Below are 17,416 nucleotides of genomic sequence, written 5' to 3'. Positions count from 1 at the left end.
TCGTGCGTGGCGCGGCCGCTACGCCGGCCGCTCTTTATCCATGCCTGCGCGGCAGGCACGAGCATGACGGAGTTTCAGCATGAACAAGCAAGATCCGCGCGGCCTCCAGCTGCCGCGACGGCGTTTCGTACAAGGCCTGGCCCTGGGCGGCGTGGCCGCCGGCCTCGGCCTGTGGCGCGGCGATGCGCTGGCGCAGATCGCCCAAGCGCCACGCGCCGAACTCAGCGGCACGCATTTCGAACTGGAGATCGGCGAGCTGCCGGTCGATTTCACCGGGCGGCGGCGCATCGCCACCGTGGTCAACGGACAGTTGCCCGCACCGCTGCTGCGCTGGCGCCAGGGCGACACCGTCACCTTGCGCGTGCGCAACCGCCTGCCGGTGACCAGTTCCATCCACTGGCATGGCATCGTGCTGCCGGCGGACATGGACGGCGTGCCCGGCATCAGCTTCGACGGCATTCCGCCGGGCGGCGAATACCTCTACCGCTTTAGCGTGAACCAGGCCGGCACCTACTGGTATCACAGCCATTCGCGCTTCCAGGAACAGATCGGCCTGTACGGCCCGATCGTGATCGAGCCGCGCGACGGCGAACGGCATGCCGCGCAGCGCGACTACACCATCCTGCTGAGCGAGTGGACCGATACCGACCCCGAGCGCATCTACGCCAACCTCAAGAAGCAGAGCGGCTACTACAACCTGGGCAAGCGCACGGTGGGCGATTTCGCCGGCGACGTGCGCCGGCAGGGTTTGAGCGGCGCGCTGGCGGAACGGCGCATGTGGCAGCAGATGCGCATGGACCCCACCGACCTCGCCGACGTTTCCGCCATGGCCTACACCTATCTGGTCAATGGTCGCGCGCCGGCCGGCAACTGGACCGGCCTGTTCGCGGCGGGCGAGAAGGTGCGGCTGCGCTTTATCAACGGTTCGTCGATGACCTTCTTCGACGTGCGCATTCCTGGTTTGAAGATGACCGTGATCGCCGCCGACGGCCAGCCGGTGGAGCCGGTGACGGTGGACGAATTCCGTATCGGCACGGCCGAGACCTACGACGTGATCGTGGAGCCGTCCGCCGACCGCGCCTGGACCATCTTCGCGCAGAGCATGGACCGCAGCGGCTACGCCCGCGCCACGCTGGCGCCGCGCGCGGGCATGGCGGCGGAGGTGCCGCCGCTGGATCCGCGCCCGCTGCTGAGCATGGGCGACATGATGGGTTCCATGGGTCACGTGGGCATGGGGCATGAGGGTATGAGCCACGACATGGGCGATATGAGCGGCATGGATCACGGCAACCACGGCATGGCAGCCATGCCCGCGCTGAAGACCGGCGTGGAAGTGGACATGCGCGTGCCGCAGCCGCGCCGCAATCTCGACGACCCCGGCGTGGGCCTGCGCAATACCGGCCGCCGCGCGCTCAGCTATGCCGATCTGCATGCGGTGGATGCGCCGATCTCGCCCGAGGTGGACCGTGAACTCACCCTGCGCCTGACCGGCAATATGGAACGCTATCTGTGGTCGTTCGACGGCACGCGTTTCTCCAACGCCGAACCGCTGCGCCTGAAGCATGGCGAGCGCGTGCGCATCACCCTGGTCAACGACACCATGATGACCCACCCGATCCACCTGCACGGCATGTGGAGCGAGCTGGAAAACGAGCATGGCGATTTCCAGGTGCGCAAGCACACCGTGGTGGTGCAGCCGGCGCAGCAGCTCAGCTACCGCGTCAACGCGGATGCGCTGGGCCGCTGGGCTTACCACTGCCATCTGCTCTACCACATGGAGGCGGGCATGTTCCGCGAGGTGGTGGTGGCATGAGGACGAAGCGCAATGCACTTGCCGCGCTGCTCTTGCTGTTGCCGTTTGCCGCGGCCGCGCAGGACGCCATGCAAGGGCACGAACATCATCATCCACCGGCGCCGGCCAAGGCTCTCGCGCAGCCGCAGGCGATGGACGACATGCCGGGCATGCAGATGGATCCGCAAGATGAGCATGCCGGCCACGCCATGCCGATGCCGGCCGCGTTGCCGCCGAACGGCCACGTTCCGCCGCCGCCTCCGCAACACCAGCCCGCGCCGATGCCGCCGGAGCACATGGTGGACATGATGCAGATGGACGACCTGGCCAAGCGCGGCATGTGGCTGTTCGATCGCCTCGAACGCACACGCGGCGTCGGCGGCGACTACGCCACCGCATGGGAGGCCGAAGGCTGGTGGGGCAGCGACACCAACCGCGTGTGGTTGCGCACCGAAGGCGAGCGCAGCGCGGAAGGCACGCAGGATGCGCGCGCCGAAGTGCTGTGGGGCCACGCGTTCAGCACGTTCTGGGACTGGCAGCTCGGCGTGCGCCACGACTTCGGCCATGGCCCGGACCGCCAATGGGTGGCCGCGGGCGTGCAAGGCCTGGCGCCGTACTGGTTCGAAACGCAGGCGACGTTCTACGCCGGTACGCGGGGACGCACCGCCTTGCGCCTGCAGAGCAGCTACGACCTGCGCTTCACCCAGCGGCTGATCCTGGCGCCGGAGCTGGAAGTGAACTTCTACGGCAAGGACGACCCGCAACGCGGCATCCGCGCCGGCCTGTCCGAAGCCGAAGCGGGCCTGCGCCTGCGCTACGAATTCAGCCGCCGCTTCGCGCCGTATATCGGCGTGAACCACACGCGGCGTTTTGGCCAACCCAATGGTCTGCCCACCGGCCTGCCGCGTCGCGAGACGACCTGGCTGGCCGGCGTGCGGCTCTGGTTCTGAGGAGGATCCTGCGATGAAAGCTTTGCTGTTGTTTCTTGTATTGGCGACGGTTGCCGCGGCGGCCTTCGTGTATTCCGGCGTCTATCCGATCGGCGCCGACCAGCCGCATTGGGCCGTGACCGAACGTGCGGTGGAGGTGCTGCGCGATCGTTCGATCGAGAAGCAGGCCGCCGGTATCGCCGTGCCCGCGCTGGACGATCCGGCGCGCATCCGCCGCGGCGCGATGCATTACGCCGAGATGTGCAGCTCCTGCCATCTGACGCCCGGCATGCGCGATACCGAGTTGCGCAAGGGCCTGTATCCGCAGCCGCCGGACTTGGCGAGGCATGGCGTGCACGATCCGGCGGAGGCGTTCTGGACGATCAAGCATGGCGTGAAGATGAGCGCGATGCCGGCCTGGGGCCGCAGCCATGACGATGCGGCGATCTGGGATATGGTGGCGTTCCTGCAGGTGCTGCCGAAGCAGGACGAGGCGGCGTTCGAGGTGATGGCGGGATCGGCGGGGGACGATGGGCATGGTGGTGGGCATCATCATCACGACGACGAGCATGACGACGATCATTGAACATCGCGTAGGTTGGGGTGAGCCGAAGGCGAACCCCAACGTATCGCCACGTTGGGGTTCGCTGGCCGCTCACCCCAACCTACGCCCGAGTGAAGGCGAGTCGATCAGTAGGCGAGCGTGATGCGCTTGTTCTCCGCATCCCGCTTCTCCACGCGATCCAGCAACCCGGCCGCGTAATCGGCGATCGAAATCCGGCTGTTGCCCTGGGCATCCACCAGCAGTTGCTCGCCACCCACGCGATACTTGCCGGTGCGCTCGCCCGGCTCGATCAACGCAGCAGGACTCAGGTACGTCCACGTAATGCCCTGGCTGGCGCGAAACACTTCCAGCGCCTTTCCCTGCGCCTCCGCTTCCGGCTTCCACGCCGCCGGGAAATGCGCGTCGTCGATCACCCGCTTGCCCGGCGCCACTTCCAGCGTGCCCGCGCCACCCACCCAGAACAGGCGCTGCACGCCGGCCTTGGGCAGGTTTCCGATCAGCACGCGGGCGTTGGCGGGCACCAGCTCCGGATCGCCATCGCGGCGTGCCGACAGGCTGGCCACCGCGGCATCGGCGCCGCGCACGGCGTCGCTCCAGCTTTCCGGCCTGGCTGCGTCGCCGGTGACCACGGTGAGCTTGGCATTCTTCTGCGGCAGGCGCGCAGCATCGCGGACGACCGCGACCACGTCGTAACCGCGCGCGAGCGCTTCGTCGAGGATGCCCTGGCCGATATGGCCGGTGGCGCCGAACAGTGCGATTTTCATAAGCGAGCTCCGGTGAGGGACAGTCGATAAAGAAAGGGGGAGGTTGCGGACGACATGCTGTGGCTTACGGCCATTGCATCTCGCCCTTGCTGACTTTCGCGCTCAGTTCCAGCGATGCTTTCTCGCCGGCCTTGGGGTAGCGCTTTTCCATCGCGGCGACGAGCGCGGCGGCGTCCTTGGCCTTGGCGGCTTCGGCGTCATAGGCCTGGATGTAGCCGCGGGTGTAGCGCACCTGGCTCAGGTCGAACGGCGTGCCTTCCTGGTAGTGGCCCGGGATTACCTTCGCCGGCTTGAGCTGTTCGATGCGGTCGAGCGTGGCGAGCCACTGCGCATGGGATGCCGGCGTCTGCGTATCGGCCATCCATACATGCAGGTTGCCGAACACCACCACGCCGCCGACCACCGCCTTCAGCGAGGGAATCCAGACGAAGCTGCGCTCCGGCGTCGGGCCGTCGAGGCCGACGACGTCCAGCGCGCGCCCTTCGAGCGTCAGGCGGTTGCCTTCAAGCACGTCCGGCACAACCAGTGCGGCGGGCGCATCCTGCTTGAGGATCGGCCCCCAGTACGCGAGCTTCGCCTTCGACGAGGCCTGGATATGCTCCACGGTGGGTTTGCTGGCGACGATCTTCGCGTCGGGGAAGGCGGCGTGCAGCACGTCCAGGCCGAAGTAGTAATCCGGATCGCCGTGGCTGATGTAGATGGTGGTCAGGTGCCGGCCCGAGGCCTTGATCTTCTCCACCAGCTTCTGCGCATCGCCCTTGGCGAACTGCGCGTCGACCAGCACGGCATCGTGCTCGCCTTCGACCAGCACTGAAGCGACCGGAAAGATGCCTTTGTCGCCGGGGTTGTAGACGTCCAGCTTCAGGGGCCGGGCGGCATCCTTGGCCTGGGCCGCGCCGGCCAGGGCGAGGGACAACAGCAGGGCAGTGCGTAGCTTGCGCATGGGAGTGTCTCGCGATGGGAACGGGGCGAAGCATGCGCCGATCATTGATACGGATATACGTATCAACGGGTAATTCACTGTAAAGTCTGGCTTGACAGTGAGCGGAGGCGCGCATGGCGCACGAGGTCAATCTCAACCGACTGGCGGTGTTCGCGGCGCTGGTGCGCGCCGGTTCCTTCACCCGCGCCGCGGAGGAACTGGGCATGACCAAGGCGATGGTCAGCCAGCACCTGGCGCGGCTGGAGCAGGAGCTGGGCGTGACCCTGCTGGTGCGCAGCACGCGGCGCATGTCGCTGACCGAGGCGGGCGCCACTTTCCACGCCGATTGCGTGCGCATCCTGGCCGATGCGGAAGCGGCGATCGAACGCGCCGGCGAAAGCCGCGACGCACCGCGCGGCACCTTGCGGCTTACCGCCTCGCTCGACTATGGCATCGCGGTGGTGGTGCCGCGGCTGGCCAGCTTCATGCGGCGCTATCCGGCGGTGCAGGTGGACCTGGTGCTGAGCGACCACATCACCGACGTCATTGCCGAACGCTTCGACCTGGCCATCCGCGGCGGCTGGCTGCGCGATTCCACCTTGCGCGCCACGCGGCTGGGCAGCTTCCGCCAGCTGCTGGTGGGCGCTCCGGCGTATCTGGCCGAACATGGCACGCCGCGGCGGCTGGACGATCTGGCCGCGCATGGAGCGATCGCAATGTCCGCGCTGCCGGTGCCGCTGCGCTGGCAGTTCACCGGCCCGGGCGGTGCGCGCCGCACCCTCCGCCTGCGGCAGGCCGCGCAGGCCAACAGCGCCGCCGCGGTCCGCGGCCTGGTGCTGGCGGGCACGGGCATCGCGGTGCTGCCGGATTACCTGGTGGAAGAGGACATCCGCGCCGGGCGGCTGGTCGCGCTGCTGGCGCAGTACCGCCTGCCGGAAGGCGGCGTGCACGCGGTGTATCCGGGGCGCAAGGCGCCGGCCAAGGTGCGCGCCTTCATCGACCATCTGCAGGGCGAAATGGCGCCGCCGCTCACTCGATGACGTTGGCGGTGAAGCCCCACAGCAGGACGCAGAAGAGGATCTGCAGGCGGGCCCGGGTGGCGGATGGCATGGAGGGATGGACGGCTAAAAGGATCAATCATTCTAGCCCGGGAACCACACTTCTCCCTCTCCCCGCCGGGGAGAGGGCGGGGTGAGGGGCGGGGCTTGCCACGACGGTTCTTTATGCGAGCTGTTCGCTTAAGGGGCTTGGGGCCAGCCTTCGGCGTTTCGCTTCGGCCGGCCCCTCACCCCAGCCCTCTCCCCGGAGGGGAGAGGGGGTTGACTGAGGTCATTGGGGTTCTTGCGCGCTGAATTACTCGTCCTCGTCGTCCGTGCCGTCGGCCTTCCAATAACCCGTCGCACGCACCCATTCCTTCGGCACGCCACGCTCCGCAAGCATCAAGCGCATGTTGCGCGCGCGCCGCGATTCGGCCGCGATCCAATAGAACGCATCGCCCTTTGGCGACACGCCGCGCAGCGCGTCCTCCAGCAGCGTGCTGACCGCGGCATCCACGCCGTCGCGCTCGAACCATCTCACGTCGCATTGCGCATCGGTAAACAGCACCTGGCGATCGGACCCATCGGGCACTTCCACCAGCACGGTGGCCGACGCCGACGCCGGCATTTCCTCCAGCCAGCGGCCGATCGCCGGCAGGCCGGTCTCGTCCGCCACCAGCACGTAATGGTCGAAATCGTCGGCCACCACGAAGGAACCGCGCGGGCCGCCCGCACCGATGACATCGCCGACCTTGGCCGCATCCGCCCAGGTGGAGGCGGGGCCGTCGCCATGCAGCACGAAATCCACGGTCAGCTCGCCATGCACGGTGTCGTGGTGGCGCGGCGTGTAATCGCGCATCGGCGAAGGATCGGCGCCGGGCGGATACTCAAGGCCGTTCGGCCCGCGCTTGGGGAACACCAGTTCGCCGGCATCGTTGGGGAAGAACAATTTGACGTGATCGTCCGGCGCGCCGCTGAAAAAGCCTTCCAGCTCGGCGCCGCCCAGCACGATGCGCTGCATGTGCGGCGTCAGCCGCTCCACGCGCCGTACTGCGAGCCGGCGCATGCGCACTTCATGCATCACCCTGCGGGATTCGTGTCTGCTCATGAAAACCTCGGAACGAAAGGGGAACGCCACCGCGCATGGCGGGGCGGAAACCGGGTGGCTGGCCGAGGGGCGTGGCGCCGGAGGGAAAGTCGCGATGCGGATGTGGGCCGCGGCGACGGGTATTTCAAGCCGGGCCGCAGCAGCGCGCGGCCCGGCTACATGCCATGGCGCGGATCACTCGCGGCGCGAACCCGCGGCGATATCGGCGGCGGCCTTTTCCAGGATCGAGGCGACGCGCTGCGTCTCCGCCTTGCTCCAGTCGGAGGCGCCGCGCATCAGCAGCGCATGCTTGAGCGCGTGCATCGCATTGCGGATCGACATCGGCAGCGACATGCGCGCCGCCATGCGCGCGCTTTCCTCGGTGCGGCTCATCACCGCCTGCACCGCCGCGCGGTTCTCGTCGAGGAAGGCGCGGCCGGCATCGGTAATCGCATACAGCTTGCGGCCGCCCTGTTCGTTCTCGACCTGGGCATGGCCCAGTTCCTCGAGCATGGTCAGGGTGGGGTAGATCGCGCCGGGGCTGGGCGAATAGTGGCCGTGGAACATCTCTTCGATCAGGCGGATCAGTTCGTAGCCATGGCGCGGCTGCTGCTCGATCAGCGCCAGCAGCAGCAGCTTCAGGTCGCCGTGGCCGAACATGCGGCCACCGCCGCCGCGGCGGCCGCCGCCGCGCAGGCCGGCCCATTCGGCGAAGAAGTCGCCGCCCATGCGGTCGCCGAAGTGGTGGCCGCGGCCGAAGTGGTGTTCGTAGCGTTCGTGGCGCTCGCCGCCTTCCCAGTCCATGTCGTCGGCCTGGAAGGGATGAAAGCGTTCGCGCATGTAGTGGTGATGCAGGTGGTGGTACTGGCGAAGGGCGTGGAAGAAGTGGCGGGGGCTGCGCATGATGAGTTCCGATATATCGTAAGTTGGCGCTGACGATATATCGGAAGAATATCGAGTGCAAGTGTCCCGCCGTCCCGGGACGATATATCGTTTAACCCATAAGTTATTGATGCGGCTAGTTCGAAGGCGTCTTGCCCGAACGCATCTGCTGCAGCACCCGCTGGCAGGTATTCGGCTGGCCGCCCTGGCTGGCCACCACCAGCGGCAGCAGGGCCGCGGCCGGCGCGGCGAGCACGCCCAGCGCCACGGCGCCGCCGCCGCGCAGCAGCAGCGGGCCGGTGTGCACGCCCACGTCGGGGTTCTTCAAGGTGCCGCGCACGTACAGCGGCGAGCGCAGGGTGAATACGCGCAGGCCCTTGCTGTGCGGCTTCACGTCCAGGTCCAGCTGCTCGGTGGCGAAGTTGACCTTGCCGTCGACATTGATCAGCGCGTCCTCGGTGTCGAACACGAACAGCCGCGTATTGAACACGCCGTTGTCGGCGGCGAAGTCCGTGGCGGCGCAGTTGATCTTCACCACCTTGTCGCCGAACAGCTTGCCGATGACGATATTGCCGACGTTGAGGCCGGCGGTTTCGAGCAGGTTCTTGCTGATCGCGCCGTCGTTCATCAGCAGCTTCAGTTCACCGTCCGCGCTGCCGAGCAGGGCGGCCACCGAATTGCCCTGCGCCTTGAGGCTGGCGTCGCCGTTGATCTCGCCGAAGCTGGCATTCATCGCCTGGAAGGTGGGGAACAGCTGCTTCAGTTTCAGTCCGCGCAGGCGCAGGTCGATCGCGCCGCGCATCGGCGCCTGGCTCCCGTCCAGGCGGACGGTGCTGCCGACGCGGCCGCCGGCCACGCCGAAATCCAGCGGGTCCAGCAGCAGCACGCCGTTGTCCAGCACCACGTGGGTCTGCAGCGAATCGATCGGCAGGTCCGCGCCGCGCACGATGCGCGCGCCGGTGAAGTGCACGTCGGCATCCATGGCTTTCCAGCGCTCGGTGCGGAACGGTTCCACCGGCAGCGCCTTGTCCGCCGGTTGCGGCGTGGCGTCGCCACGGCGCTGCTTCTCGGCATTGGAGTCGGCACCGATCAGCGGGGCCAGATCGGAGAACTGCAGCAGCTGCGAGCGCAGCGTGCCGCTGAGCTTGGGCCGCGCACCGCCGGTGACGAAATCCAGATTGCCGGCGAGGTCGCTGCCGCCGACGCGGCCGCGGAAGTTGCGATAGCTGAAATGGCTGCCGCCGCGCGCGAGCTGCGCGACGAGATGGCCTTCAGTGGCATATGGCGGCGTATCCGGCAGCGTAACGCCGGTGATGGCGTAGAGCTTGGCCATGCTGGTGCCGGAGAACCACAGCTTCACATCGAGCGCGCCCAGGTGCAGCGGGTCGGTCAAGGTGCCGACCAGGGCGATATGGCTGTCGCCGATATGTACGTCGGCCTGCAGCGGGAACGGACGGTCGGTGTCCTGCAGCGCGATCACGCCGCCGGTCTTGCCATTGCCCTTGAGCGGCGCGCCCTGGTAGCTGCCGGTGGCCTGCCAGGCGAACAGATAGGCCGTGCGCGAAGCCTTGGCGTCGACTTTGTCCTCGTCCTTCTCCTTGCTCGCCGCCAGCGCCTTGCGCGCGGCGCCGCCGGCCGTGCGTGCGGCCTGGTCGCGCGCATCGTCGGACTGCTGCTGCATGATCTGGTCGAACGGAATCGCCTGCTGCAGCGGTTGCACGTCCACCTGCAGTTTCACCTTGCTCACCGCATCGTCGTAGCCGATCTGCCCGCGGTCGAAGCCGATCGCGCGCAGATCCATCTTCCACGACGAAGGTTCATCGCTCTTGCCGAAGGCGAAGTCCCAGTTGGCCTGGTCCGGCGCCTGCCGTTCGAGATCGACCACCGGGTGTTCCAGCTGCACGCTGGGAATGACGATGCGATGCGCCAGCAGCGGCAACGGCGACACGCGCACGCGCACTGCGTCCAATTGCGCGAACTGCGGCTGCTTCGCCCACTCGGGGTTGGCGATGCGGATATCGCGTGCGATCAGTTCCGGCCACGGAATCCAGCCGCCCAGGCCGCTTTCACCGGGCTCGCGGCGCCATGCCACGCTGAGGTCGCCCTGGATGACGAAGGGCCGGCCCACCGCCTGGCTCACCTTGTCGTTGATGGTGGGCTTGAGGCGATTCCAGTCGTAGGTGGCGATGATCAGCACCGCCAGCGCCAGCAAGGCCACCGGCAGTGCGGCTAACGACCAGATCCACAGCTTGCGGCTTCGCTTCATGCCTTCCTCCCGCGCCACTTCCATCGCGACAGATAACCGCATGCGCGAAAAAATTGTGTATGTGCGGGGTCCTGCGCTCAGAACCCGTTCACGCTGCGCGCAGCGGGCTGATCCTGCACGCGCACGCCTGGCGTAGGTTGGGGTGAGCCGCAGGCGAACCCCAACGGGGCGACGATGTTGGGGTTCGCCTGCGGCTCACCCCAACCTACGCTAGGTGCTGAGGCAGTGCTCAGGGCTTCGCTTCGCGCACCGGGATATTGATGCTGCACAGGTCGATCTTGCCCGCCGGGTTGCGATAGAAATCGTCGCGGCGGTTGCGCTTGGCTTCGATCAGCGCGGCGAAGGTGGCGCTGTCGGTGCGCAGCACTTCGATATTCGGACGCTCCTTCGCCGGCATGTCGGCAGCGAGCTTCACCGACTCGATGGTGGTGCGCTGCTCCGGCTTCTCGTAGAAACCCAGCGGACCGGTGCCGCGCGGGAAGGCCGAGAGAAACTCCATGCCCTGGATCACGCGGCCCGCCACGGCGAGATTGCGGTCCAATCCGCGCGGGGCCTGGCCGATGATCGCGTACAGCGAGCTGCCGCTGCCGGTGTCGGGACCGACGTCGCGCGCCACGCCCACCGCGCCGTAGCAATGTGTCAGCCATTCCTGTCCGCTGGCCTTGTCGCGCGCGGCGGGGAAGCCTTCGCTGAAGCCCACTTCCGGTGCATACACGTCGCCGTCCGGCAGCGCGGTCCACGGCAGCTTGGCGTCGATCGGGCGGGTGTATTCGGAAGGCACGGTCTTCTTGGCCTTGCCCAGCGAACGCAGCTTGTTCTTGTCGCCCTTGTCGTCGTCTTCCGGATCGCCCCACTGCGTGACGAAGTTGTCCTGCACGCGGATGATGGCCAGGCCGTCGAAATAATGTTCGTGCACCAGGGTGCGGATGTTGTCGGCATGCAGCGGAGTGAAATCCGGCGCCAGCTCGATCAGCACCTTGCCCTGCGGCAGGCGCATCTCCAGCAGGTTGTTCGGGTCGGGCTTGCGCCATTCGGCGGGCTTGGACTGCTGCAGCAGCTCCTTCGGCGTCGCCGACTTGGTCGCCGGAGGCGTGTCGGCCAGGGCCGGCAGGGCCAGGGCGCAGAGCAGGGAAAGGCCGAGCAGGCGCGGAACGGGTCGGGACATGGCGGACCTTGGCGGTGTGGTGGAAACCCGCCGGAAGGTAGCAGAGTGCGCGGCCGGCGACGCGGGCCCCGGGTCATTGGCGCAGGTCATTGACCCGGGGTCATTGATCCGGGGTCATTGGCCGTAGGAGCAGGCGCCGATCCAGTCGGGCGGGGCGGGGGACAGCCGCTGGGCCACCGGCAGATAGCCGTCGTCCAGTTGCGCGGCCAGCCAGTACAGCGGGGCGGCGGTCTTCGGGTCCCACGGGCCGCTGTAGCCCTTCTCGCCGGCCTGCTCGCGGTCGCGGTCGAACTTCACCCGGGTGTGCACGAACTCCTCGTGCGTCCTGCTGCCCTCGGCATAAGGGCGCAGCCAGTCCAGCGCCTTCGCCAGCGAGGCACCCTGCGGCGTGGCGTAGCGCAGCCAGTCGTCGCCGAAGGGTTTGGCGGCGAGTGCTGCGGCAACCAGCGGTTGCAGGTCGTACACCACGTAATGCAAGGCATCGCGTTCGGCAAAATCGATCACTTCGCCGTCCGGCTTGATGTTGTCGGCGACCTGGCGCTCGAACAGTGCGTGCGCGGTTTTTAGCATGGCCTGGTCGCCGAGCGCGGCGGCGGCGAGCGTCACCAGCTTGATGCGGTGGCTTTGCCAGTTGTTGGTCGCGGTGCCGGGCTTGTGTTCCGTGGGAAACGCGTGGATGCGTGCGATATAGCCATCGCCCAGCTTGCGCAGCAGGGCGCGGGTGGCGTCGCGCGTCGATGCGGGCAGGGCGGCGGAGGTCAGCACGTAGGCGTCGATCAGGCCGTCGAGATTGGTTTCGTCGATCGGATTGAAATCCGGCTGATACGTGCTCGACCAGGCGGCGAGATAGGCGTCGACCTGATGCAGATAGCGCGCATCGGCGCTCAAGCGCCAGGCCAGCGCCGCCTGCCGCATCAGCGGCCAGTCGCGTTCGGCTTCGATGCTCTGGTCTCGAATGCCCTGATGGGGAAGCGTGCCTTCGGTGTGCACATGGGCGAGCGCGTGGGGCTGGTCGTCCAGATGTTTTTCCGCGGCAGCGAGGACTTGTTTGGCGGATACATTCTGCTCTCCCGCGCCCGGTGCCTTGGGTTGGCACAGGGTGATGGCGCGCGGTGGCGTCATGGTTCCGCGCATCTGCGCGGTGGCGGTGGCGGTGGCGGTGAACAATGCAGCGATGGCGAGCGACAGCGCAATGGATCCACGTGGCATGACGGCTCCTGGCCTTCCTTTTGCGCCAGTGTGCCGCGCCGGGCGCCTGCCGGAGGTGAGGCAAGTTCCTGCGGTCAGCCGCGGTCCGGGTTATGCCGAGGGCTGCGCCGTACGGGCCGCGCGCGTGCCGAACCAGGCCAGCGCTTCCTCCCACAGCGGCTGCGCGTGCTGGCGGAAATAGCCCATATGGCCCAGCGACCCGAAGCCTTCCTTCTTCGCATCGACGTCGCGCCGTTCCAGCGGCGCCTGGCGATAACCGCCGACGAAGGCATCGCGCGAGCGCGGCAGCGCCCACAGATCGTCCAGCGCATTGGCGGCGACGATCGGCGTGCGCACGCGGGCATAGACGTCGGCGATATGCGCCATCGCCGGATCGTCGAAGAAGTAATGCGGAAAGCCGCACCAGCGGCGCCAGTCGCGATACACGCCGATCGGCAGGTCTTCGCCCGCGCCCAGCGATTTCCAGGGCATATAGCCCATCAGCCGGGTCAGTACCGGCAGCAGTACGTTCCACGCCAGCCAGATGCGCGTGCGCTCCGGCTGCGGCATCCAGCCGTGCCAGCCGGCGCCGACGCCGAACAGATAAGCGCCGGCAAGGCGCTCGTGATTGGGCAGCAGGCCCAGCGCGTGGCCGCCGAAGGAGTGGCCGACGAGATACAGCGGCGTCGCATCGGCGGCGAAGTGATCCACCGCCGCGGCAAGGTCCAGCGTGGCCCAGTCGAGAAAGCTCATCTCGAAGCCTTTCAGCCTGGCCGGGCGCGAAGCACCGACGCCGCGGTAATCCATGGTGAGGACGGAATAGCCGCGCGCATTGGCGAATTCGGCGAAGCGGCGATAAAAACCCTGCGGCACGCCGGTGGCGCTGCCCACCACGATGCGTGCCGTCTCGTTGCCATGGGCGCGATAGAACACGGCGCCAAGCCGATAACCATCCTGCGCCACCAGGGTGAGCGTCTGGCCAGAGTGGGTGGGGATAGCATTCATGCGAGCTCCTTTCGCCTTCGCCGGTCCGGCCCATGGTAAACGAGCGGGCATTGCCGACGCAGCGATATGCACTAGGCTTGCGCCAGGACCAGCCAGGGTGAAGGACCATGTTTCGCGCCACCAACATCCATACCGGCCAGGACGTCGATGCCGAGGACCTGTGGTCGATGGAGCCGGTCGACCCGGATGGTTTCGTCTGCCCCGACTGCGGCTCCAAGGTCTATCCCACTTCGTATCGCCCGGAAAACCTGCGCCGCGCCCATTTCGCCGCCAAGCCGAAATGCCCGCCGTGGTGCCCGAGCAATGGCGAGGCCGACCTGCTCAAGCGTGCCCGCACGGAATCGCTGAGCGAGGACGACGGCAGTTTTCCCGGCTATATGCCCGCGGGTTTTCGCCTGCCGGTGGAAACGGCGCCGGCCGAAGGCGCGCCAGGCGCGGGCGCCGTCGAAGGCGAAGGCAAGGCACGCCGTGCACCCGCCGCACCGCCGGAGCAGGGCGCACGCCAGCGACCGCGCGTCACCACGAGCTTTCGCGATATCTGCCGCGCCTATCTCAACTTCCCCAACGACCGCCATCGCGAGCTGCACTTTCTCGATCTGTACGGCACTACCTACGACGAAGTGATCTGGCGCCTGCGCACCAGGCAGGAGCATCTGATCCGCTATCCGATCCCCCATCTTTTTCACGGCCCCATCGGTTGGCGCGCACCCGAAGTCACCGACGCCCACGCGCTGATCGAGATGGACGTAAAGGAATGGCACGACGGCAAGCCCGGCCGCCCGTACCAGGTAAAAGTGCTGTGGGGCGACTGGACCCAGCGCCAGCGCAACGCCCTGCTGCGCGAAGTGGAAACCGCCAGCAACGAAGCCAGGGACCTGAAGAAGGCTGGAAGCAAGGACCGCAGCCTGCTGTTCTTCGTCGGACAGCAGGAGAAGGGCGACGACGCCATCTTCGTGGTGACGGAGCGCAAGCTGATCTGCTGCCTGACCGGTTTCGACGGACGCCCGGCGAAGCGGAAACCCTGAGGCCGGAGACGCGTGAAGGCATGGTCACAATCGCATGTACAGCCCATGTTCTAATCGCGCCACGTATACGGAAACGCAGCTTGAGAAAGGAGTCCCCATGAGCATTCGCGCCGAAGTGACGGTGGTGGACGGTTCGAGGCATCGGGCCTTTCCGCAGCTCATACGCCAGGCGCCGGCCGGGTGCCGGTGAGTCCGGGGAGCCAGGATGGACATCCCGTCACTGATGTACGAAACCGTCTCCTCGCTGGCCTGGTCGATGTTCGAGGCGAGCGAAGCCGGGCAGGCGGCTATCTATTGGCGCAGCTATAACGCCTTGCTCGCTTATTGCGAGGAACAGGAAGCCCAAGGCGTGCGCCATCCGTTTCCATGGGAAACACTGGCCGACTTCACGCACGACGACCTCGCCGCCGTGCCGCTTTATCTGCATGCGCTGGGGCAGGCCGAACAGGCCGACGCTTATCGGGCGTCGATTCTGCTGGAGCTGGCCCGGCGCTACGTCGGCTGTGGCCAGGCCGAGGCTGCGTGGGGTTGCGCTTCACAGGCCAATACGCATGCCGCTTCGGTGGACGATGTGGATCTGAAGCGGGACATCAGCGTTCTGTTGCTCAAACTTTCCGCTGAGCGGTGAGTCCGGCAACTCGTCATTCCGGCGCAGGCCGCTACGTAGCGAGGCAATCTCCATGGACCGCATCGACGCCATGAAAGTCTTCGTCGCCGCGCTCGACGAAGGCAGCCTCGCCGGGGCCAGTCGCAAGACGGGGCGTTCGGCGGCGGCGGTGAGCCGCGCCATTGCGTTTCTCGAAGCGCACGTCGGCGTGCCGCTGCTTCATCGCACCACGCGTTCGCTGAAACTGAGCGAGGCGGGCGAGCGCTACGCCATGGCCTGTCGCAAGGTGCTGGCCGATCTCGAAGAAGCCGACCGCAACGCCGCAGGCGAGCGTTCGGTGCCGCGCGGCACGCTGACCATTTCGGCCACCGTATTCGCCGGCGTGGAAATCCTCCGGCCTATCGTCGATGCGTACATGGACGAATTCCCCACGGTCAGCGTGCGGCTGCATCTGCTGGAGCGGCCGGTGAATCTGGTCGAGGAAGGCATGGACCTGGCGCTGCGCATCACGCATCTGCCGGATTCCACCCTGGTCGCGCATCGCATCGGCGAGGTGCGGCGGGTGGTGGTGGCGTCGCCGCGTTATCTGGCGAAGCATCCGCGCATCGTGGAACCGGCGGACCTCGGCAAGCATCAGCTGATCGCGATGACGCATATGGGGCCGGAGTCGTGGAGCTTCCCGCCGCAGGAGGGTTCGTCGGTGCCGCGCGCCGTGGCGTTTACGCCGCGCCTGGTGGTGAACAACGTGCGCGCCGCGATCGATTCGGCGGTCGAAGGCCATGGCGTGACGCGCCTGCTTTCCTATCACGTGGCGCCGCAGATCAGGGCGGGAGGGCTGCGCATCGTGCTGGCGGATGCGGAGCCGGCGCCGATACCGGTGCATCTGGTTTCGCCGTACGGCCGCCTGGCCGTGCCGAAAGTGCGCGCCTTCGCCGACTTCGCGCTGCCGCGCCTGCGCGCGCGTTTCGCCAGCTTCGCCAAGGAAGTGGAGATGGCGCCGGATGCGCCGATTCCACCGCGGCGCGGAAGAATGTCTGCCGGGTGACGGGGATTCGCTGGTTTCAGGTGTGCGCCTAGATTGGAGGCATCGGGCAGGCAGCCCGATCGGCGATAAGCCGAACCTCCTTTCCCCCAAGAGACGCACCCCATGAACAGCCAACAGAAAGTCGCCATCGTCACCGGCGCATCGCAAGGCATCGGCGCAAGCCTCGTCAGGGCTTTCCGCGACCGCAACTACCGCGTGCTTGCCAATTCGCGCTCGATCCAGCCGTCCAGCGATCCGGACGTGATCGCCGTAGCCGGCGACATCGCCGAGCGTGCCGTCGCCGAACGCATCGTGGCGGAAGCGCTGGGGCGCTTCGGCCGCATCGACACCCTGGTCAATAACGCCGGCATTTTCACCGCCAAGCCGTTTACCGCATTTACAGCGGAGGATTACGCCGCCAACATCGCGGTCAACCTCACCGGTTTCTTCCATATCACGCAGCTGGCTATCGCGGAGATGGAGAAGCAGGGCAGCGGCCACGTGGTGAGCGTCACCACCAGTCTTACCGATCACGCGATCGACGGCGTTCCGGCGGCGCTGGCCGCGCTGACCAAGGGCGGCCTGAATGCCGCCACCAAGTCGCTGGCCATCGAATATGCCAAGCGTGGCGTGCGCGTGAATGCGGTATCGCCCGGCGTGATCAAGACGCCGATGCACGCACCGGAGACGCACGGCTTTCTCGCAGCGCTGCATCCGGTGGGCAGGATGGGCGAAGTAGCCGATATCGTCGATGCCGTGCTGTACCTGGATTCGGCGGGCTTCGTCACCGGCGAGATCCTGCACGTCGACGGCGGCCAGAGCGCCGGTCACTGAAACGGATGGGCCGGCCGTGGCCGGCCCTTTCATCACCGCGAGGAAAGCGTCATGCCTTATATCAATATTCAAATTACCCGCGAGGGCACCGCGCCTGGCCGCAATGCGGCCACCGCCGAAGAGAAGGCCGCCCTGATCAAGGGCGTCAGCCAGCTGATGCTGGATGTCTTGGACAAGCCCTTGGATTCCACCTTCGTGGTGATCGACGAAGTGGAGACGGAGAACTGGGGCTGGGGCGGCTTGCCGGCGCTGGAATATCGACGGCAGCGCGAAGCGGCGAAGAAGTAAGCCGGGAGGCCGCGCGGGCAGTGCCGCGCGGCCGTG

General features: G+C 67.1%; 17 protein-coding genes. 9 read left to right on the top strand and 8 right to left on the bottom strand.

All coding sequences use genetic code 11. The annotated features are described in order from the left end of the window. Positions 1-79 precede the first annotated feature (79 nt). Genes ISN75_RS15890 through ISN75_RS15880 form a run of 3 tightly spaced genes read left to right on the top strand, consistent with a single transcriptional unit; the run spans position 80 to position 3,307 of the window. A complete protein-coding gene (locus ISN75_RS15890; RefSeq protein WP_343818395.1) occupies positions 80-1,813 on the top strand; it encodes a copper resistance system multicopper oxidase in 1,734 nt (577 codons plus the stop codon). Continuing rightward, a complete protein-coding gene (locus ISN75_RS15885) occupies positions 1,810-2,742 on the top strand; it encodes a copper resistance protein B (protein ID WP_343818396.1) in 933 nt (310 codons plus the stop codon). Before ISN75_RS15890 ends, ISN75_RS15885 begins: the two co-directional genes overlap by 4 nt. A gap of 13 nt (positions 2,743-2,755) precedes the next feature. Next, positions 2,756-3,307 (top strand): cytochrome c, encoded by a 552-nt coding sequence (locus tag ISN75_RS15880; RefSeq protein ID WP_343818398.1) that lies wholly within the window; start codon positions 2,756-2,758, stop codon positions 3,305-3,307. Positions 3,308-3,411: 104 nt separating this feature from the next. On the opposite strand, the gene ISN75_RS15875 is transcribed toward ISN75_RS15880, so the two are convergent. Further along, positions 3,412-4,050, bottom strand: a complete 639-nt coding sequence (locus tag ISN75_RS15875; RefSeq protein WP_168646901.1) for an NAD(P)-dependent oxidoreductase — start codon at positions 4,048-4,050, stop codon at positions 3,412-3,414. Between the two features lie 64 nt (positions 4,051-4,114). Beyond that, the gene (locus ISN75_RS15870; RefSeq protein WP_343818401.1) at positions 4,115-4,993 is read right to left on the bottom strand and encodes an MBL fold metallo-hydrolase; all 879 of its coding nucleotides are present in this window, start codon (positions 4,991-4,993) and stop codon (positions 4,115-4,117) included. A 113-nt stretch (positions 4,994-5,106) separates the two neighbouring features. Here ISN75_RS15870 and ISN75_RS15865 point away from each other — a divergent pair, with 113 nt between their 5' ends. Continuing rightward, entirely contained in the window at positions 5,107-6,012 is a 906-nt protein-coding gene (locus tag ISN75_RS15865; RefSeq protein WP_168646903.1) for a LysR family transcriptional regulator, read from the top strand. A 313-nt stretch (positions 6,013-6,325) separates the two neighbouring features. Here the strand turns inward: ISN75_RS15865 and ISN75_RS15860 are convergent, their stop codons facing one another. From ISN75_RS15860 to ISN75_RS15835, 6 genes are all read right to left on the bottom strand, one after another. Further along, the gene (locus tag ISN75_RS15860; protein WP_343818402.1) at positions 6,326-7,117 is read right to left on the bottom strand and encodes a siderophore-interacting protein; all 792 of its coding nucleotides are present in this window, start codon (positions 7,115-7,117) and stop codon (positions 6,326-6,328) included. A 174-nt stretch (positions 7,118-7,291) separates the two neighbouring features. Next, complete coding sequence (locus tag ISN75_RS15855) at positions 7,292-7,999, bottom strand: PadR family transcriptional regulator (RefSeq protein WP_343818403.1); 708 nt, start codon at positions 7,997-7,999, stop codon at positions 7,292-7,294. A gap of 115 nt (positions 8,000-8,114) precedes the next feature. Continuing rightward, on the bottom strand, positions 8,115-10,244 hold the full coding sequence (locus ISN75_RS15850) for an AsmA family protein (protein ID WP_343818405.1): 2,130 nt from the start codon (positions 10,242-10,244) through the stop codon (positions 8,115-8,117). A 229-nt stretch (positions 10,245-10,473) separates the two neighbouring features. After that, positions 10,474-11,409, bottom strand: a complete 936-nt coding sequence (locus tag ISN75_RS15845) for a peptidylprolyl isomerase (protein WP_343818407.1) — start codon at positions 11,407-11,409, stop codon at positions 10,474-10,476. 114 nt (positions 11,410-11,523) lie between these two features. After that, positions 11,524-12,618 (bottom strand): alginate lyase family protein, encoded by a 1,095-nt coding sequence (locus tag ISN75_RS15840; protein WP_343818408.1) that lies wholly within the window; start codon positions 12,616-12,618, stop codon positions 11,524-11,526. A 90-nt stretch (positions 12,619-12,708) separates the two neighbouring features. Continuing rightward, positions 12,709-13,602: an alpha/beta fold hydrolase gene (locus ISN75_RS15835; protein ID WP_167253870.1), complete on the bottom strand. Its 894-nt coding sequence runs from the start codon at positions 13,600-13,602 to the stop codon at positions 12,709-12,711. Positions 13,603-13,709: 107 nt separating this feature from the next. Here ISN75_RS15835 and ISN75_RS15830 point away from each other — a divergent pair, with 107 nt between their 5' ends. From ISN75_RS15830 to ISN75_RS15810, 5 genes are all read left to right on the top strand, one after another. After that, positions 13,710-14,627 carry a hypothetical protein gene (locus ISN75_RS15830; protein ID WP_167253872.1) on the top strand — a complete coding sequence of 306 codons (918 nt, stop codon included), beginning with the start codon at positions 13,710-13,712 and terminating at the stop codon, positions 14,625-14,627. A gap of 205 nt (positions 14,628-14,832) precedes the next feature. Beyond that, on the top strand, positions 14,833-15,255 hold the full coding sequence (locus ISN75_RS15825; protein WP_167253874.1) for a hypothetical protein: 423 nt from the start codon (positions 14,833-14,835) through the stop codon (positions 15,253-15,255). A 52-nt stretch (positions 15,256-15,307) separates the two neighbouring features. Next, positions 15,308-16,279: a LysR family transcriptional regulator gene (locus ISN75_RS15820; RefSeq protein ID WP_168646911.1), complete on the top strand. Its 972-nt coding sequence runs from the start codon at positions 15,308-15,310 to the stop codon at positions 16,277-16,279. 102 nt (positions 16,280-16,381) lie between these two features. Beyond that, complete coding sequence (locus ISN75_RS15815; RefSeq protein WP_168646912.1) at positions 16,382-17,092, top strand: SDR family NAD(P)-dependent oxidoreductase; 711 nt, start codon at positions 16,382-16,384, stop codon at positions 17,090-17,092. 51 nt (positions 17,093-17,143) lie between these two features. Beyond that, a complete protein-coding gene (locus ISN75_RS15810; protein ID WP_167253880.1) occupies positions 17,144-17,380 on the top strand; it encodes a tautomerase family protein in 237 nt (78 codons plus the stop codon). Positions 17,381-17,416: the final 36 nt, after the last annotated feature.

This window comes from Dyella marensis (genome assembly GCF_049532885.1).
Lineage (GTDB): Bacteria > Pseudomonadota > Gammaproteobacteria > Xanthomonadales > Rhodanobacteraceae > Dyella_D > Dyella_D marensis.
This window is presented reverse-complemented; position numbering and strand designations above follow the sequence as displayed.

Excerpts from the sequence above, each read along its gene's own strand:
- ISN75_RS15835 (WP_167253870.1), bottom strand. The coding sequence starts at position 13,602 with ATGAATGCTATCCCCACCCACTCTGGCCAGACGCTCACCCTGGTGGCG.
- ISN75_RS15885 (WP_343818396.1), top strand. The coding sequence starts at position 1,810 with ATGAGGACGAAGCGCAATGCACTTGCCGCGCTGCTCTTGCTGTTGCCG.
- ISN75_RS15815 (WP_168646912.1), top strand. The coding sequence starts at position 16,382 with ATGAACAGCCAACAGAAAGTCGCCATCGTCACCGGCGCATCGCAAGGC.
- ISN75_RS15880 (WP_343818398.1), top strand. The coding sequence starts at position 2,756 with ATGAAAGCTTTGCTGTTGTTTCTTGTATTGGCGACGGTTGCCGCGGCG.
- ISN75_RS15870 (WP_343818401.1), bottom strand. The coding sequence starts at position 4,993 with ATGCGCAAGCTACGCACTGCCCTGCTGTTGTCCCTCGCCCTGGCCGGC.
- ISN75_RS15820 (WP_168646911.1), top strand. The coding sequence starts at position 15,308 with ATGGACCGCATCGACGCCATGAAAGTCTTCGTCGCCGCGCTCGACGAA.
- ISN75_RS15825 (WP_167253874.1), top strand. The coding sequence starts at position 14,833 with ATGGACATCCCGTCACTGATGTACGAAACCGTCTCCTCGCTGGCCTGG.
- ISN75_RS15810 (WP_167253880.1), top strand. The coding sequence starts at position 17,144 with ATGCCTTATATCAATATTCAAATTACCCGCGAGGGCACCGCGCCTGGC.
- ISN75_RS15865 (WP_168646903.1), top strand. The coding sequence starts at position 5,107 with ATGGCGCACGAGGTCAATCTCAACCGACTGGCGGTGTTCGCGGCGCTG.
- ISN75_RS15850 (WP_343818405.1), bottom strand. The coding sequence starts at position 10,244 with ATGAAGCGAAGCCGCAAGCTGTGGATCTGGTCGTTAGCCGCACTGCCG.
- ISN75_RS15840 (WP_343818408.1), bottom strand. The coding sequence starts at position 12,618 with ATGCCACGTGGATCCATTGCGCTGTCGCTCGCCATCGCTGCATTGTTC.
- ISN75_RS15890 (WP_343818395.1), top strand. The coding sequence starts at position 80 with ATGAACAAGCAAGATCCGCGCGGCCTCCAGCTGCCGCGACGGCGTTTC.
- ISN75_RS15875 (WP_168646901.1), bottom strand. The coding sequence starts at position 4,050 with ATGAAAATCGCACTGTTCGGCGCCACCGGCCATATCGGCCAGGGCATC.
- ISN75_RS15845 (WP_343818407.1), bottom strand. The coding sequence starts at position 11,409 with ATGTCCCGACCCGTTCCGCGCCTGCTCGGCCTTTCCCTGCTCTGCGCC.
- ISN75_RS15855 (WP_343818403.1), bottom strand. The coding sequence starts at position 7,999 with ATGCGCAGCCCCCGCCACTTCTTCCACGCCCTTCGCCAGTACCACCAC.
- ISN75_RS15860 (WP_343818402.1), bottom strand. The coding sequence starts at position 7,117 with ATGAGCAGACACGAATCCCGCAGGGTGATGCATGAAGTGCGCATGCGC.
- ISN75_RS15830 (WP_167253872.1), top strand. The coding sequence starts at position 13,710 with ATGTTTCGCGCCACCAACATCCATACCGGCCAGGACGTCGATGCCGAG.